This window comes from Streptomyces sp. 8K308, from assembly GCF_004348315.1.
In the GTDB taxonomy this organism is placed as follows: Bacteria; Actinomycetota; Actinomycetes; order Streptomycetales; family Streptomycetaceae; genus Streptomyces.
Window position 1 is genome coordinate 1 of record NZ_SMKC01000159.1, and the last position, 15409, is coordinate 15409.

Here is a 15409-nt window from a genome sequence, read left to right on the forward strand (position 1 = left end):
CGGCCACCCGCCGTCAGCCCCGCCCGGCCCGCGGCAGGCCGGCCCTAGCGTCGGTGCTCCGGCTCGTAGACGCTGAACTCCTCGAGCAGCTCCTCCTCCCGCAGCAGCGCCGTGCGGGCGTCTTGGCCGCGGTGGCGGGCGACGTCGGTCGCCAGGGCCTGGACGAGCGCGGTGAAGGCGGTCAGCGACCGCAGTACCGAGGGCCCGGACGCGTCGACGTAGAAGACGTGCTCGGCCGAGGCGGCGAGCGGCGACGCCGGGTTGTCCGTGAGCGCCACGCAGAGCGCGCCCCGCGCCCGCGCCCAGGAGGCGGCGCGCACGGTGTCGGCCGAGTAGCGGTGGATGGCGATGGAGACGAAGCAGTCGCCGGCCCGCACCCGTCTCAGCTCGTCCGTCAGGGCGCCGGCGCCCGGCGTGACGGTGGCCACCTCCTCGCGCAGCATCCGCAGCAGGTAGCCGAGCAGGTAGGCCGGTGCGTGGCACTTCCGCAGGCCCATCACGTGCACGCGCGGCGCCTCGGCCAGCGCCTTGACGGCCTCCTCCCAGGTGGCCCGGTCTATCTGCGCGAAGCTGCGGGTGATGTTGGCCCGGTCGAGGACCACGGCCTGGTCGAGCAGGTCGCCCTCGCCGCCGCCGAGCTGCTCGAGCGTGCTGTAGCGCCGCAGCAGCTGCGCCTGCTCGCGCAGCCGCTCGCGGCAGAGCCGGGTGAGCCCCGGGTAGCCCTCGAGCCCGAGGCTGGTGGCGAACCGCACCACGGTGGCCTCGTTGACGCCGACCGCGGAGGCGAGTTCGGAGACCGTCATGAACGCGACGCCCTCGGGGTCCGCCATCACGCGCTCGGCCAGCAGCCGTTGCGAGCGGGTGAGCGTGGCGCGGCGCTCCTGAAGCAGGGCGAGCAGCTCTTCGAAGTTCCGGGGGAGCCGAGGGTTCCGGGGTACGAGGGCCATGCAGGGGATTCTGCCCCGTACGGGCGGTTCGGCAGGCGGCGTTCGGCCGCCGCCGCACCACCCTGGCCCTCGCCAGGCCCCGCAAGGCCCTAGGCTTCGCGTATGCGAGCCGACGCTTCGGAAATGGTGCTGGCCGGTGTCATCCTCGGCTTGGCCTTCATCGCCCTCATCGCCTACGTCGCCCGCGTCCTACAGGGTTCGCACCATCGGCTGCCGCGCGTGATCGTGGCCTCCGGGGTGCTGATCGGGACCCTGCCCGCGGTCGTCTACACCCTCTACCGTTCGCTGACCATCACCGCCTGAGCGGTCCTTGCCCTACCCGAGCAGCGCGGCGATCACCGTGAGCGTCGGCACCGCCAGGACCGTGGAGAGCAGGATGGACTCCCGGGCGAGCCGGACGCCGGTGGCGTAGCGGGAGGCGTAGGTGAACAGGTTCTGCGCGGCTGGCAGCGCCGCCGTGACGACGACGTTGAGCTGCTCGGTGGCGTCGAGCCGGAAGACGCCGGCGGCGATGGCCCAGGCGATCAGCGGGTGGATCACGGACTTCAGCGCGACCGAGGCCAGCACCGGCCACCGCTCGGGCCCGCGCCCTGGCAGCGCGGAGCCGCGCAGCGAGATGCCGAACGCGAGCAGCACGGCCGGCACCGCCATGTTGCCGATCAGGGTGGCCGGTTCGAGCAGGGTGGTGGGCACCGACCAGCCGCTCGCGGCCACCGCGACGCCGCTGAGCGAGCCGGCGACCACCGGGTTGCGGAACGGGGTGGCGACCCGCTGCCAGACGGTGCGGCGCTCGGCGGCGGGCGCGACCAGGTCGAGCACGGTCAGGGCCACGGGCGTGATCGTCAGCTGCTGGAGCAGCAGCACGGGCGCGACGAGCGAGGCGTCGCCGAGCACGTAGACGGCGATCGGGATGCCGAGGTTGCCGGCGTTCACATAGCTGGAGCACAGGGCGCCGATGGTGGTGCGGCCCACGCCCCAGCGCCGGACGACGCCGAGGGCGACGAAGATCCCGGCGACGGCGAGCGTGCTCAACGCGGTCACCAGCAGGGACGGCGAGAAGACCAGCGTCAGGTCGGCCTGCGCCAGGGTGACGAAGAGGAGCGCGGGGGTGGCGACGTGGAAGGCGAGCCTCGTGAGCACCTCGCGGCCGTTCTCGCCGAGTGAGCCGCGCCGGCCGAGGAGGTAGCCCGTGCCGATGACGCTCGCGATGATCGCGAACCCCGTGATCACCCCGCCCATATATCGAACCCTCGGACGAATCTTTCGATCGGTCAATATGATCTCGGATCCCGAGATCGGGGCAAAGGCTGCGCTAACGTCACATTTCATGACAGCACTCACCGCCGCCGCGCTGGCCGCGGCCGCCGCCCTCGTCCTCCCCCTCCATCCCGCCTCGCCCACCGCGCCCGCCGCCGCCGAACCCACGCTGCCGGAACTCCTGGTGGCCGGCACCACGGCCGAGGGCGCCACGCGCCACCTGGCGGCGTTCCAGCGCATCGCCGACCAGGCCGACGGCAACCGCGCCGCCGGCACCGCCGGCCACGAACGCTCGGCCCAACACGTCGGCACGCTGCTCGCCGACGCCGGCTACGACGTCGAGTACCAGCGCTTCACCTTCCCCTACCGCGAGCCGGTCGCCGAGCGGCTCACCCAACTCACCCCGGTGGAGCGTGAGATCCCGGTGCGGCTGCTGTCGTACACCGCCAACACCCCGGCCGGCGGCGTTCAGGCCCCGCTGGCCGCCGCGGGCGACGGCTGCGAGCCCGAGGACTTCGGCCCCGACCTCGCGGCCGGCGCGCGCATCGCCCTGATCGAGCGCGGCGGCTGCACCTTCGCGCGGAAGGTCGCCAACGCGGCGGGCGCCGGCGCGCTGGGCGCCGTCGTCTACAACAACGCGCCCGGCGCGCTCTCCGGCACCCTGGGCGAGCCGGCCGCCGGCCTGCTCCCGGCCGGCACCGTCTCCCGGGAGGACGGCCTCGCCCTCGCCGACGAACTGGCCGCCGGGCGCGAGGTCACGCTGCGCCTGGAGATCGAGGAGCTTTCCGAGGAGCGCGAGACCGTCAACGTGCTCGCCGAGTCGCCGCAGGGCGACCCGGCGCGGGTGGTGATGGCCGGCGCCCACCTGGACTCGGTGCTCGCGGGGCCCGGCCTCAACGACAACGGCTCCGGCTCGGCCGGGCTCCTGGAGACCGCGCTCCGGCTCGCCGAGGTGGACCCGGCCGGCGAACTCACCGCGCACCGGGTGCGGTTCGCGTTCTGGTCGGCCGAGGAGCTCGGGCTGCTCGGCTCGCGGCACTACGTCACCGAACTCCCCGAGGCGGAGCGGGAGCGGATCGCGCTCTACCTCAACTTCGACATGATCGCGTCACCCAACCACGGACTGTTCGTCTACGACGCGGACGCCGAGCGCGACGACCCCGTCTCCGCCGCCATCGCCGACGACCTCACCGACTTCCTCGGCGAGCGCGGGCTGCCGGCCCGCCCCACCCCGTTCGACGGCCGCAGCGACTACGGCCCCTTCCTCGACGCCGGCATCCCGGCCGGCGGCACCTTCACCGGCGCCGAGGGTCTGAAGTCGGCCGCCGAGGCCGAGCTCTGGGGCGGCGCCGCGGACGCCCCCTACGACCCCTGCTACCACGCCGCCTGTGACGATCTCGACAACATCAGCCAACCCGCGCTGGACGCGAACGTGAAGGCGATCGCCCACGCCGTCGGCAGCTACGCGACGCGATTGCCCGATACGTCACCCTGACACGAGGCTGCGGTGGAAGGGCCCAGCCCGGTAGGCTCTCCGTGTGATCTTCAAGCGCATCGGAAACGGACGACCGTACCCTGACCACGGCCGGGACAACACCCGGCAGTGGGCAGACGTCGCGCCGCGCCCCGTGCGTCTTGACCAGCTCGTCACCACCAAACAGCAGCTCGACCTCGAGACCCTGCTCGCCGAGGACTCCACCTTCTATGGGGACCTCTTCGCCCACGTCGTGAAGTGGCAGGGCGACCTCTACCTGGAGGACGGGCTGCACCGGGCCGTGCGGGCGGCCCTCCAGCAGCGCCAGGTGCTGCACGCCCGCGTGCTGGAGCTCGACTGAGCCGTTCGGGGTGTGGCGATCCTTTCAGCAGATCATTTATTGGGCTCGGGTCGCGGGCGTGGCTACGCTGCGGCCATGAGCATGCTGACGCCCCCTGGCATGGGCGGCAAGAAGTTCCGCGTCACGGGTAACCATTACCCGAGGATGCGTCGCCCGCGCCGCCGCCGGAAAGTTCTCGCCGCCCTCTCCATCACCAGCGTGCTCGGCCTGCTCGGCTACGGGACGCTGCAGCTCGTCGACGTCTTCTCCGGCGACGAGGACACCGAGCGCACCGCCCCCGCCACCTCCGGCCGCCCTCAGTCCGGCACCAACTGCGCGCCCGAGCAGCCCGAGGAGCGGCGCGTCGAGCCGCCGGAGCCGTCCGCGATCACCGTCAACGTGTTCAACGCCACCCAGCGGACCGGCCTGGCCCAGGCCACGGCGGACGCGCTCGCCGAACGCGGCTTCACCATCGGCGAGGTCGCCAACGCGCCCGAGGAACTGGACGGCAAGGTCGAGGGGACGGGGCTGCTGCTCGGCACCACGGCGGCCGAGGAGGCGGGCGCGCTGACCGTGCTCGCCACCCAGCTCGAGGGCGCCGAGACCGACCAGAACCGCCCGGGCCAGCGGGCGAACACCGCCGAGTCCGTCGACCTGGTGATCGGCGAGAACTTCCAGGAGCTGACTGCGGAGGAGGAGGCCGACCGCCGCCTCGCCGAACTGACCGAGCCCTCGCCCACCCCCACCGACGAAGCGGGCGAGGCCGAGACACCCGTCTGCTAGGGCCTGTTGCGAAAGCCGCGTCGGATCAGCCCGCGTCGTCAGACGCGGTGCTCCCCCGGGCTTCGTCCGGGTGGGGGTGCCCCCTGCACGGAGTGCTCGGGGGAGCGCCCCCATTCGCCTCGCTCAAGACGCCCCACCCGGCGGAGCCGCACATCGGCGGCAGCGCAGCTCATACGTGACCGTACGCGCGCAGCGCCCGACATGCCCCACGCCGCGGCGCGGGGTAACGGCGAGGTGCCGTAGCTGGCGGCGCGGGCCCGGCGGGGCTTTCGCGACAGGCCCTAGGCGCGCCCGGTCAGGACACCGTGCCGTACATGCGGTCGCCGGCGTCGCCGAGGCCGGGGACGATGAAGCCCTGCTCGTTCAACCGCTCGTCGAGGGCGCCCGTGACCACCGTCACCGGCGCGCCCGACAGCTCGGTCTCAAGACGCTCCACGCCCTCAGGCGCCGCCAGCAGACACAGCACCGTCACATCGTCCGCACCGCGCCCTATCAGCTCGCGGACGGCCGCGACCAGCGTGCCGCCGGTGGCCAGCATCGGGTCGAGCACGTACACCTGGCGCCCCGACAGGTCCTCCGGCATGCGGTTCGCGTAGGTCGAGGCCTGCAGCGTCTCCTCGTCCCTGATCATGCCGAGGAAGCCCACCTCAGCCGTCGGCAGCAACCGGACCATGCCGTCGAGCATGCCGAGACCGGCCCGTATGATCGGCACGACCAGCGGACGGGGATGGGAGAGTCGCACACCCGTGGTCTCCGCCACCGGCGTGGTGATATCCACCAGCTCGGTGCGGACGTCACGGGTCGCTTCGTATGCCAGCAAGGTGACGAGCTCGTCGGCCAGCCGCCGGAACGTAGGGGAGTCGGTACGCGCATCGCGCAGCGTGGTCAGCTTGTGCGCCACCAGCGGGTGGTCGACGACATGGGTCCGCATGCCGTCGACAGTACCGAACACCTCTGACACCCCAGGACTGACCGGCGGGTTTCCCGTTGTGACCCCCCGGTGGACAAAGGACGGCGACGGCGTGGAGAGTGGTGCATGGAGGAAGGCGAGGGCATATGCCCCTGAGCCAGCCGCGCCGCGTCCGTGTCCGTCTGCCGTATCCGTCTGCGCTGGACCAAGCGCAAGCGAACATTCCGTTGGTGAACTGCCGAGTTACCCGACAGCGCACCCCTTTTCTGCCACGATGCAGGTGGCACTGCCAAACCGAGTGGGGAGAGTCACGGTGTATTTCGCCGCACTGCTCGCGCGGACCGATGATGGTTGGGAAGCGAGTGATACAGAGCTCGACGACGTCGAGACCCTGGACGAGTTGGCCGAGTTGGCCCGCGAATCCGCCGCCAGTGACGACGACACGGTGCTCGTCTACGTCGGGCAGGAGGGCGCCTGGTTCGGCCTCGTCCGCGTGGACGGCGAGGACGACCCGCGCGTCTTCGTCTCCGACGGCACCCGTGCCAAGCGGAGCGCCTACGGCGAGCTGCTGCTGACCGACGAGCTCCTCGGCCGCGAGCCGGAGGCCGGAGACGCGCTCGATCAGCTGGACCTCGACGGCACGGAGGACGGCCCCACCGAGGACGACGACGACCCGGTGAGCTCCGACGCCGTGCCGAGCGGCCCGGTCGGCGACGCCGGCCTGCTGGCCGACTTCGGCATCGAGGCCGACACCGTGTTGAAGCTCACCCCGGACGACGCCCTGGGTGACATCGCCGACGCGCTCGGCTGCGCCGACCTCCTGGAGGCCATCAGGTGACACGGGTGACGACCGGAACGTGACCGATCCGCTGCGCGACCCGTGGCGGCCGGCGATGCGCCAGGCGCTCGCCGAGGCCGCCGCGGCACGGGAGACGGGCGACGTGCCGGTCGGCGCCGTCCTGCTCGGGCCCGGCGGCCCCGAGGGCGAACCGCTCGGCCTCGGCCGCAACGCGCGTGAGGCCACCGGCGACCCCACCGCGCACGCCGAGGTGCTCGCGCTGCGCGCGGCGGCCGCCGCCACGGGGGACTGGCGGCTGTCCGGCTGCACGCTGGTCGTCACGCTTGAGCCGTGCACCATGTGCGCCGGCGCCAGCGTCCTGGCCCGCGTCGACCGCGTGGTCTACGGCGCCGTCGACGCCAAGGCCGGCGCGGCCGGCTCGCTCTGGGACGTGCTCCGCGACCGCCGTCTCAACCACCGTCCCGAGGTGATCGGCTCCGTCCTCGCCGAAGACTGCGGCCGGCTCCTCACCGACTTCTTCCGCACCCGCTGACTGTCCGCTGACCCCAATCCGGTTCGGCGCAGCGCCCCGAGTGGGATAGGCTTCCCCTCGGTAGCGTGTCCGAGCGGCCGAAGGAGCTCGCCTCGAAAGCGAGTGTGGGGGTGACTCCACCGAGGGTTCAAATCCCTCCGCTACCGCTGTGAGCAGCACAGACGCCGAGGGGCGGCCCCTGTTGGGGCCGCCCCTCGGCGCGTCCGTCTCAGTTTCCGTCCGTCTCGGGGGCCGTCTCGTGCGGGGTACCGGCCGCTCGGCGCCCGACTTGACCCTCACGTTGCGTGAGGCTGAAGGGTGGGGTGCATGAGCGACTACTACAACGCGTTCGAGATGAGCCCCGTGCCCGCCCCCGGCCCGGACGCGGTTCCGCCGGAGCCGTTCCGTGGCATCTACGGAATGCCGGCGTTCGCGACGATCCCCACGAACGACCTGGCGGCGTCGGTGGACTTCTGGGTTCGTGGACTCGGGTTCATCGAACTGTTCAGCATCCCCGGCGGGATCGTGCATCTGCGCCGGTGGGCGTTCCAGGACGTACTCCTCGTCCCGGCGGGGGACGTTCCGGAGCAGGCACCGGCGATGAGCCTCAGTTTCGCCTGCGTGCTAAGCCAGGTCGACTCCCTTGTCGAGGCCTGTCGAGCGGTGCGCCCGGACTCGGTCGACGGCCCACGGGACACTCCCTGGAGCACCCGCGACGTGACGGTGATCACCCCAGAGAACGCGCGGATCGTCTTCACCGCGGCCAGGCCCATCGATCCGGCGAGTGAGGAGGCGCGGAACCTCGCGGCCGTCGGGATCACCCCACCGGGCGTCGGCCGCGGCGACAATGCGGAGCATGCCTGATGCCACCGACGCCGACGGCCTGACCGTAGGTCAGGTCTCGGCGCGCCTTGGGGTGACGGTCCGCGCGCTGCACCACTGGGACGAGATCGGTCTCGCGCGACCGTCGCTGCGCACGGCTGCCGGATACCGGCTCTACACCGCCGATGATCTGGAACGCCTGCACCGCATCGCCGTCTACCGTGAGATCGGTCTCGGCCTGGACAGGATTCAGGCCGTCCTCGACGACTCGACCGTGGACGTGCTCAGTGCGCTGCGCGCGCAACGCGCCCAGGTCGACGAACGGATCGCCCGCCTCAAGCAGCTCGGCGCCGGCCTTGACCGGATGATCGACGCCCACGAGCGCGGCCTGCTGCTGACCGTCGAGCAGCAGGCCGCGATCTTCGGCCCGCAGTGGAACCCGGACTGGCCCGCCAAGGCACGTCAGCACTACGGAGACACGACGCAGTGGCGGCAGTACGCCGAACGCTCGGCCGCTCGCGGCCCTGAGGAATGGCAGGCCGTCGCCGACGCCGTCGCCGGCCTCGACCGCGACCTCGCGGACGCGATGGACGCCGGCGTCACCCCCGGCAGCCCGGAGGCGAACCAGCTCGTCGAGCGGCACCGCTCCGTCTTCGCCTCGTTCTTCCCCCTCACCAGGGAGATGCAGGTCTGTCTCGGCCGCATGTACGAGGCCGATCCGGGATTCGCCGCCCACTACGACGGCGTCCGCGCCGGCCTCACCACGTGGTTCCGCCAGATCATCGACGCCAGCGCCCGCGCCCACGGCATCGACCCGGACACCGCGACCTGGCAGTAGCGCGTGTCCAACGGCTATCTTCCGTCCCGGAGGCGAACGGCACCGAGGGCGGAAGGGCAGGTGGGGTATGACGTTGGCGCGGGCGCGCAGGGCCGCGTTGTTCCTGTTGAGCGTGCTGGTGTTCTACTCGATCGTGAGCTACCCCAGCCGCTCGGCCGACTTCGCCGAGCTGGCGTTCACGGCGGTGGCGGACGCGGCGGCCGGGATCGGCGATCTTGTGACCGGTTCAGCCGACTAACACGGGGTTTGCCGGTGCTTGCACACAACGGATATGTCTTGTGATGCTATGACTGCCTTTGTGTGGCTATTGCGGCTAGTGCACCGTTAGGGGTGGTCGGCAGGTGGCGGCGACGGGGACCCGGGGTGCGAAGGCGCGCGCGTTGACGCAGGCGCTCTTCGAGCGGCTGACCGCCCTGGAGCCCGGGACCGCCGAGCACGCCAGGGTGCGGGGGGCGCTGATCGAGGCGAACCTGCCGCTGGTCCGCTTCGTGGCGCTGCGCTTCCGCAGCCGCAACGAGCCGCTCGAGGACATCGTCCAGGTCGGCACCATCGGCCTGATCCACGCCATCGACCGCTTCGACCTGGAGCGCGGTGTGCAGTTCGCCACCTTCGCCATGCCGACGATCGTCGGCGAGATCCGGCGCTACTTCCGGGACAGCGTGCGCACCGTGCACGTGCCGCGCCGGCTGCACGAGCTGTGGGCTCAGGTGCGGACGGCCGCCGAGGACCTGACGGTGACGCTCGAGCGGCACCCGACTCCGGCCGAGATCGCCGAGCGGCTGCGGATCCCGGAGGACGAGGTGCTCGCGAGCATGGACGCGGGCCGCGCCTACCGGGTCTCGTCGCTCGAGGCGGCCAAGGAGCGGGAGGACGGCGGGCAGGGCCCGATCGACCGGCTCGGCTACGAGGACCCGGGGCTCGCCGACGTCGAGCACCGGGCGCTGGTGCGGCACCTGCTGGTCCAACTCCCCGAGCGGGAACGGCGGATCCTGCTGATGCGCTACTACCGAAACCTCACCCAGTCGCAGATCAGCGCCGAGTTGGGGATGTCGCAGATGCACGTGTCCCGGCTGCTGTCGCGAAGCTTCACCCGGCTGCGCTCCGCAAATCCGATCGAGAACTAGGTCGGAAGAAGGACCCAACTCCGGGAACTCACACATCAGCTGTGCCGTTTTATCGACATGAAGCTACATCGCGTTGATGACACGTGACATTCTGTTGGAACCGTGTTTGCCGTGGCGGCAGAGCCGGTATCTCCACGAGGGCGCGTTGTCTCGTCGAGTGTCACCGTCAGCGCGCCGCCGCGACCCGTCCACGACCTAAGGGGGTGGCATGTCCGTAGAACTGGGCAGCTCCAAGGTGCTCACCACGACCGGCACGCCGCATGTTCCCGCGCCGCACGTACCCTCGTTGCCGCACGAAGCTCCCGCGGAGACCGACAACCTCGATACCCGCACCCTCTCCCGTTCACTCTTCCAGCGGCTCGCCACGCTCGAGGCGGACAGCCCGGAGCGCGCCTACGTCCGCGACACCCTGATCGAGCTGAACCTGCCGCTCGTGCGGTACGCGGCCGCCCGGTTCCGCAGCAGGAACGAGCCGATGGAGGACATCGTCCAGGTCGGCACCATCGGCCTGATCAAGGCGATCGACCGCTTCGACTGCGAGCGGGGCGTGGAGTTCCCGACGTTCGCGATGCCCACCGTGGTCGGGGAGATCAAGCGGTTCTTCCGTGACACGTCCTGGTCGGTGCGGGTGCCGCGCCGGCTCCAGGAGCTGCGGCTCGCCCTCACCAAGGCGAGCGACGAACTGTCCCAGCGCCTCGACAGGTCGCCGACCGTGCCCGAGCTCGCGGCCTGCCTCGGCGTCTCGGAGGACGAGGTCGTCGACGGCCTCGCCGTGGGCAACGCGTACACGGCGAGCTCGCTCGACTCCCCATCGCCCGAGGAGGACGGCGGTGAGGGCTCCCTCGCCGACCGCCTGGGCTACGAGGACACGGCCCTGGAGGGCGTGGAGTACCGGGAGTCCCTGAAGCCGCTGCTGGCCCGGCTGCCGGCCAGGGAGCGGCGCATCATCATGCTGCGCTTCTTCGGGAACATGACGCAGTCCCAGATCGGCGAGGAGGTCGGCATCTCGCAGATGCACGTCTCCCGGCTGCTGACCCGCACGCTCGCGCAGCTGCGCGAGGGCCTGACGGCCGAGGAGTGAGGAGGCCCGGACCGGCGGTCGGCCGCCGGTCCGGGACGAGGGCGCGAGGCGCCCCCACACACACGTGGTGCGGCGCCTCAGCTGAATGCCAGCCAGGCCACCACGGCCAGCACGGTGATCGCGCCCGCGATGCCCAGGATGACGCCGATCCTGGGCCCAGAGGACTGTGGCGCCGCGGGCGTCGGCTGCCGACCCGCAGTGCCGCCCGGGGTCCCTCCCTGGTCGACGAACGCCTGGAACATCTGCGTGCTGCCGGCCGGGTCCGGTTGGTTCGAGCCCTGCGGCGCTTGGGGGTTGTGAGCCATGCCTGCCGACCCTAGCGAACCCCAGCCGGAGCGGAACAGCCCGGTCCGCCTCGTGACGAGCGACTGGTTCGGTCCTGAGGCCCGAATTGAGCTGAGCCAATGCCCATGTCGTGTACGTGAGACCTTGCTCACCCCCCACATCTCCGCCGGCTGCTCACCGGCGCCCTGCTGCTCGCCCTGGCCGGCGCGCTCCTCCAGTCCCCGGCGGCCGGTGCGCGTACACCTCGGCCCGCCTCAACACCGCGGGCCGGTTCACGGCGCGGTACGGCCACGTCGAGGCCCGGATGCGGACACCCCGCGGCCAGGGCATGTGGCCCGCGTTCCGGATGCTGGGCAACGACATCGGCCAGATCGGCTGGCCGGCCAGCGGCGAGATCGACGTGTTGGAGAACGTCGGCTTCCGCACCTTCGCCGTCGACTGGTCGCCCGGCCGGATCAGCTGGTCCGTGGACGGGCAGGTGCACCAGACCCGCACCCCGGCAGACCTGGGCGGCGACCCCTGGGTCTCCGACAAGCCGTTCTTCCTGATGTCCAACCTCGCGGTCGGCGGCTACTGGCCGGGCAACCCGGACTCCACCACCGTCTTCCCGCAGCGGCTGGTCGTCGACCACGTCCGGGTCAGCACCTCGGACGCCGGCGCGCGCACCGGGCCGATCGCCGGGCTCGGCGGGCAGTGCGTGGACGTCGCGGGTGCCAACACCGCGAACGGCACCCCGTCCAGCTGTACGACTGCAACGGCACCGCCGCGCAGTCCTGGACGGTGGGCGCCGACGGCACGCCGCGCGCTGGGCAAGTGCCTCGACGTGGTGGACGGCGGCACCGGCGACGGCATTCGGGTCCAGCTGTGGACCTGCGCGGGCACCGCCAACCAGAAGTGGACGGCGCCCTGACGCCCGGCCGGGTCGCTACGGCGTCACCGCCAGCCTGAGCACCGGCACCCCGGTGAGCGTGCGGACCTCGAGCCACTCGATGGCGGCCCGCGACATCGGGGTGCCGACCGTCATCGAGGCGCTGTTCTCCGGCAGCGCGCGCCAACTGGCCAGCTCCTCGGTCTCCCCGTCCCTGCCGACGGCGACCAGCACGTAGGCGCCGCCCTCGCCGTCGCCGTACTGGCACTCCATCTCCACCCTGGTGCCCCAGTCGGCCTCCACGAGCGACACGTCCGCCCGCACCGGCCAGTCGCCCAACGGCGTCATCGGGCCGCCGGCCACCACCGGCGGCCCGCCGTCCGGCACGCCGCCCTCGTCGCCCGAGCCGTCCGCACCGCCGGCGAACACCGCCGAGAACACCAGCGCGAGACAGGCCGCGAGCGCCAGCACGGCCGCGGAGACCGTGGCCGTGAACCGGCGACGGCGCTCCCTCGCCACCCGGGTCAGCAGCCCGGGCAGCAGGTCGGGCGGCGCCGGCTCGACGCCGGCCGCGACGAGACCGTCCGGGTCGGCCTGGCTGAGCAGCCCTGGCATGCCGGCCAGTTGGCGCACCGACTCGGCGCAGCGGTCACAGGTCCGCAGGTGCTCCTCGAAGTCCGACCTGTCCTGCGGGGAGAGCGCGCCGAGCACATACGCGCCGTCCCAGGTCTCGAACGGGTCGACGCCCGCTGCCCCCACCCCGTTCATCGGGTCACGCCCTTCTCCTCGAGCACCAGGCGCAGCGCACGGAGGGCGTAGTGCGTCCGGGATTTGATCGTTCCTTCCGCGACGCCGAGGCGGGCGGCGGCCTCGGCCACCGAGTACCCCTGGAAGTAGCAGAGGGTCAGCACCTCGCGGTGGCGCGCGGAGAGCTCCGCGAGGGCGTCGGCGACCAGCCAGCCCTGCACCGCGCGCTCCGTGTCGTCGGGCACGGCGAGCTCGGGGGGCTCGTCAGTGGTTATCTCGGAGCGCGCCGCCGCCGAGCGCCACCCGTCGATGACGATGCGCCGGGCGACGGTGAACAGCCAGGCGCGCGCCGAGCGCGCGGTCTGGTCGAGCACGCCGGGGTGACGCCAGGCGCGCAGCAGCGTCTCCTGGGTCACGTCCTCGGCCCTCGCCCGGTCGCCGCCGGTGAGGTGCAGGGCGAACGACCAGAGCGCGGCGGCGTGTTGCTCGTGCAGGGCACGCATCAACTCGTCCTCCGCGGCATCGCTCATGCCTGCCCGCCCTGGCCTTGCCCGTGACCCTCGCCCTGGAGGCCGCCGCGGTGCCGGCCCCGCCGGGCCGCGGCCGACGCACGGTCCCCCGACCGCGCCCCGGCGACGTACCGCCGCGCCAGCAGGACCAGGCCGAAGACCACGCAGGCCGCCTCCGTGATCACGCCCCACAGCTCCTCGTCCGTCCTGAACTGCTCCTGGACGTCGAAGAAGCCGACCGTCAGGGACATCACATAGGCCCCGAGGGTGGCGAGGCCGAAGCCGACCGCGGCCAGCTCGGGCAGCCAGTGGCCGCGCCAGAGCAGCACGGCGAGCGCGATCACCGGGCCGGCGATCACGTTGACCATGAACAGCGGCCCGACGACGTCCATGAAACGGGCCCAGTCGTCCCAGACCACCCAGTGCACCCACGCCGAGCCGATAAGTCCCGCCGCGACCAGCAGTCGCGACAGCCAGCCGATGACCATCCCTCGCTACCTTCCCGCCGCGCTCCCACGACGCACCCACGCTGCCATCCGCGCTTCCGTCCGCGCATCCGTTCGCCCCTGACACGAGACGCGCGCCCCCCGGGTTCAATCGCGCGCCGCCTTGTTCTCCGGCGTTTTCCCGCGTTTCCCGCACGGCGTTGAACCGAACCCCGGGCGCTCTCGTTTGCTGGGGTATGACAGCGACCTCACACAGCCGCCGCACCGTGCTCGCCGCGACCGCCGCCTCGGCCGGAGCGCTGGCCCTGGCCGCGTGCGGCAGCGACGACGACAGTTCGTCCGGCTCCTCATCCCCCAGCCAGTCCACCGACGGCGGCGCCGGCTCGGACGCCGGCGGGGACGACGCCTCGGCCGGCTCGGGCTCCGCCGGTGGCACCGCGATCGCCGACGTCGCCGACGTGCCGGTGGGCGAGGCCGTGGCCGTCACGGCCGACGGCCAGGAGGCCATGCTCTTCCGCGCCGACGATACGACCGTCGCCTGCTTCAGCGCCATCTGCACCCACGCCGGCTGCTCCGTGCAGCCGGAGGGCGTGGAGCTGCGCTGCCCCTGCCACCAGTCGGTCTTCGACGCCGCCACCGGCGAGGTGCTCGGCGGCCCGGCCCCCGAGCCGCTGCCCGCCATCGGGGTGAGGATCGAGGGCGACCAGATCGTCACGGAATAGCCGGCGCATCACGCCGGGTTTGCCCCGGCATGAGCGCAGACACCCCCACCCTCAAGGCCACGCTCGGCGCCTTCGGCGTCTGGAGCGCCGTCCTCAAGGCCGACGAGCCCGGCCGCCGCGCGGAGATCGCCGACGCGGCGGCCGAGCTCGACGAGCTCGGCTACGGCGCCATCTGGCTCGGCGGCAGCCCCGGCGTCGAGCAGGCCGTGCCGCTGCTCGACGCCACCCGCCGGATCACCGTGGCCACCGGCATCCTCAGCATCTGGCTGCACTCGGCCGAGGACGTGGCGGCCCGCTACGCCGACGCCGACGAGAGCTCAGGTGGCCGCTTCCTGCTGGGCCTCGGCGTCAGCCACGGCGCGCTGACCGACCGCTACCGCAAGCCGTACTCGGCCATGCGGGACTACCTGACGGCGCTCGACGACGCGCCGCGCCCCGTCCCCGCCGAGCGCCGGGTGCTGGCCGCGCTCGGGCCGAAGATGCTCGAACTCTCCCGCGACCGCGCGGCCGGCGCCCACCCCTACCTGGTGACGGCCGAGCACACCGCCCACGCCCGCGCCACGCTGGGCGAGGAGGCGCTGCTCGCCCCCGAGCTCAAGGCCGTCCTCGACCCCGACCCGACCCGGGCGCTCGCCACGGCGCGCGCCTTCTTGGCGCGCTACCTCGCGCTCCCCAACTACACCAACAACCTGCTGCGGCTCGGCTTCGCCGAGGAGGACCTCGCCGGCGGCGGCAGCGATCGCCTCGTCCACGCCCTCTTCGCGCTCGGCGAGCCGGCGACGGTGCGGGCCAGGACGGAGGAGTTCCTCGCCGCGGGCGCCGACCACGTCGCGCTCCAGGTGGTGGCGGGCGACGGCCACGAGAAGTTCCCGCTGGACGCCTACCGCGCCCTGGCCGAGGCGCTCCCCCTGAAATAGCCCGGTCCCCCCGATCATGACCCCATGAC

21 protein-coding genes and 1 tRNA gene are annotated in these 15409 nt (G+C 72.4%); 15 read left to right on the forward strand and 7 right to left on the reverse strand.

Going from position 1 to position 15409, the window contains the following annotated elements:
- Positions 1 to 44: 44 nt before the first annotated feature.
- Positions 45 to 947 carry a MurR/RpiR family transcriptional regulator gene (locus E1265_RS21000; protein WP_132932207.1) on the reverse strand — a complete coding sequence of 301 codons (903 nt, stop codon included), beginning with the start codon at positions 945 to 947 and terminating at the stop codon, positions 45 to 47.
- 102 nt (positions 948 to 1049) lie between these two features.
- Here E1265_RS21000 and E1265_RS21005 point away from each other — a divergent pair, with 102 nt between their 5' ends.
- Positions 1050 to 1250: a hypothetical protein gene (locus E1265_RS21005; protein ID WP_132932209.1), complete on the forward strand. Its 201-nt coding sequence runs from the start codon at positions 1050 to 1052 to the stop codon at positions 1248 to 1250.
- Positions 1251 to 1262: 12 nt separating this feature from the next.
- Here E1265_RS21005 and E1265_RS21010 read toward each other — a convergent pair whose 3' ends face one another.
- The gene (locus E1265_RS21010; RefSeq protein ID WP_132932212.1) at positions 1263 to 2186 is read right to left on the reverse strand and encodes an AEC family transporter; all 924 of its coding nucleotides are present in this window, start codon (positions 2184 to 2186) and stop codon (positions 1263 to 1265) included.
- An 88-nt stretch (positions 2187 to 2274) separates the two neighbouring features.
- Between E1265_RS21010 and E1265_RS21015 the strand changes: the two genes are divergently transcribed.
- The 3 genes from E1265_RS21015 (at position 2275) to E1265_RS21025 (ending at position 4801) form a co-directional block, all read left to right on the forward strand.
- Positions 2275 to 3699 carry a M28 family peptidase gene (locus tag E1265_RS21015; protein WP_132932214.1) on the forward strand — a complete coding sequence of 475 codons (1425 nt, stop codon included), beginning with the start codon at positions 2275 to 2277 and terminating at the stop codon, positions 3697 to 3699.
- Between the two features lie 43 nt (positions 3700 to 3742).
- A complete protein-coding gene (locus E1265_RS21020) occupies positions 3743 to 4039 on the forward strand; it encodes a type II toxin-antitoxin system VapB family antitoxin (protein ID WP_132932216.1) in 297 nt (98 codons plus the stop codon).
- A 75-nt stretch (positions 4040 to 4114) separates the two neighbouring features.
- A complete protein-coding gene (locus E1265_RS21025) occupies positions 4115 to 4801 on the forward strand; it encodes a LytR C-terminal domain-containing protein (protein WP_165953822.1) in 687 nt (228 codons plus the stop codon).
- 295 nt (positions 4802 to 5096) lie between these two features.
- Here E1265_RS21025 and upp read toward each other — a convergent pair whose 3' ends face one another.
- The gene (gene upp / locus E1265_RS21030) at positions 5097 to 5732 is read right to left on the reverse strand and encodes a uracil phosphoribosyltransferase (RefSeq protein WP_132932218.1); all 636 of its coding nucleotides are present in this window, start codon (positions 5730 to 5732) and stop codon (positions 5097 to 5099) included.
- Positions 5733 to 6024: 292 nt separating this feature from the next.
- Here upp and E1265_RS21035 point away from each other — a divergent pair, with 292 nt between their 5' ends.
- From E1265_RS21035 to E1265_RS21065, 8 genes are all read left to right on the forward strand, one after another.
- The gene (locus tag E1265_RS21035; RefSeq protein ID WP_132932220.1) at positions 6025 to 6549 is read left to right on the forward strand and encodes a hypothetical protein; all 525 of its coding nucleotides are present in this window, start codon (positions 6025 to 6027) and stop codon (positions 6547 to 6549) included.
- Positions 6550 to 6604: 55 nt separating this feature from the next.
- Positions 6605 to 7042, forward strand: a complete 438-nt coding sequence (gene tadA, locus E1265_RS21040) for a tRNA adenosine(34) deaminase TadA (protein WP_132932240.1) — start codon at positions 6605 to 6607, stop codon at positions 7040 to 7042.
- Between the two features lie 59 nt (positions 7043 to 7101).
- Positions 7102 to 7188, forward strand: a tRNA-Ser gene (locus E1265_RS21045).
- A 160-nt stretch (positions 7189 to 7348) separates the two neighbouring features.
- On the forward strand, positions 7349 to 7885 hold the full coding sequence (locus E1265_RS21050) for a VOC family protein (RefSeq protein ID WP_132932222.1): 537 nt from the start codon (positions 7349 to 7351) through the stop codon (positions 7883 to 7885).
- Positions 7878 to 8681: a MerR family transcriptional regulator gene (locus E1265_RS21055; protein ID WP_132932223.1), complete on the forward strand. Its 804-nt coding sequence runs from the start codon at positions 7878 to 7880 to the stop codon at positions 8679 to 8681. Before E1265_RS21050 ends, E1265_RS21055 begins: the two co-directional genes overlap by 8 nt.
- Before the next feature lie 67 nt (positions 8682 to 8748).
- Complete coding sequence (locus E1265_RS37170; RefSeq protein ID WP_165953823.1) at positions 8749 to 8919, forward strand: hypothetical protein; 171 nt, start codon at positions 8749 to 8751, stop codon at positions 8917 to 8919.
- A gap of 103 nt (positions 8920 to 9022) precedes the next feature.
- A complete protein-coding gene (locus tag E1265_RS21060; protein WP_132932225.1) occupies positions 9023 to 9805 on the forward strand; it encodes an RNA polymerase sigma factor SigF in 783 nt (260 codons plus the stop codon).
- 208 nt (positions 9806 to 10013) lie between these two features.
- A complete protein-coding gene (locus tag E1265_RS21065) occupies positions 10014 to 10886 on the forward strand; it encodes an RNA polymerase sigma factor SigF (RefSeq protein WP_132932227.1) in 873 nt (290 codons plus the stop codon).
- 77 nt (positions 10887 to 10963) lie between these two features.
- On the opposite strand, the gene E1265_RS21070 is transcribed toward E1265_RS21065, so the two are convergent.
- Entirely contained in the window at positions 10964 to 11191 is a 228-nt protein-coding gene (locus tag E1265_RS21070; protein WP_132932229.1) for a hypothetical protein, read from the reverse strand.
- Between the two features lie 116 nt (positions 11192 to 11307).
- Between E1265_RS21070 and E1265_RS21075 the strand changes: the two genes are divergently transcribed.
- Complete coding sequence (locus E1265_RS21075) at positions 11308 to 12081, forward strand: family 16 glycosylhydrolase (protein ID WP_347877229.1); 774 nt, start codon at positions 11308 to 11310, stop codon at positions 12079 to 12081.
- A gap of 15 nt (positions 12082 to 12096) precedes the next feature.
- On the opposite strand, the gene E1265_RS21080 is transcribed toward E1265_RS21075, so the two are convergent.
- The 3 genes from E1265_RS21080 to E1265_RS21090 are packed head-to-tail and all read right to left on the reverse strand — an operon-like array spanning position 12097 to position 13783.
- Entirely contained in the window at positions 12097 to 12807 is a 711-nt protein-coding gene (locus E1265_RS21080) for a zf-HC2 domain-containing protein (RefSeq protein WP_132932231.1), read from the reverse strand.
- Positions 12804 to 13316 carry a sigma-70 family RNA polymerase sigma factor gene (locus tag E1265_RS21085; RefSeq protein WP_132932233.1) on the reverse strand — a complete coding sequence of 171 codons (513 nt, stop codon included), beginning with the start codon at positions 13314 to 13316 and terminating at the stop codon, positions 12804 to 12806. The genes E1265_RS21080 and E1265_RS21085 overlap by 4 nt, the downstream gene beginning before the upstream one ends.
- A complete protein-coding gene (locus E1265_RS21090; protein ID WP_207931151.1) occupies positions 13313 to 13783 on the reverse strand; it encodes a hypothetical protein in 471 nt (156 codons plus the stop codon). The genes E1265_RS21085 and E1265_RS21090 overlap by 4 nt, the downstream gene beginning before the upstream one ends.
- Positions 13784 to 13977: 194 nt before the next feature.
- Between E1265_RS21090 and E1265_RS21095 the strand changes: the two genes are divergently transcribed.
- Positions 13978 to 14463 (forward strand): Rieske (2Fe-2S) protein, encoded by a 486-nt coding sequence (locus E1265_RS21095; RefSeq protein ID WP_132932235.1) that lies wholly within the window; start codon positions 13978 to 13980, stop codon positions 14461 to 14463.
- Between the two features lie 29 nt (positions 14464 to 14492).
- Positions 14493 to 15380 (forward strand): LLM class F420-dependent oxidoreductase, encoded by an 888-nt coding sequence (locus E1265_RS21100; protein WP_132932236.1) that lies wholly within the window; start codon positions 14493 to 14495, stop codon positions 15378 to 15380.
- The last annotated feature ends 29 nt before the right edge of the window (positions 15381 to 15409 follow it).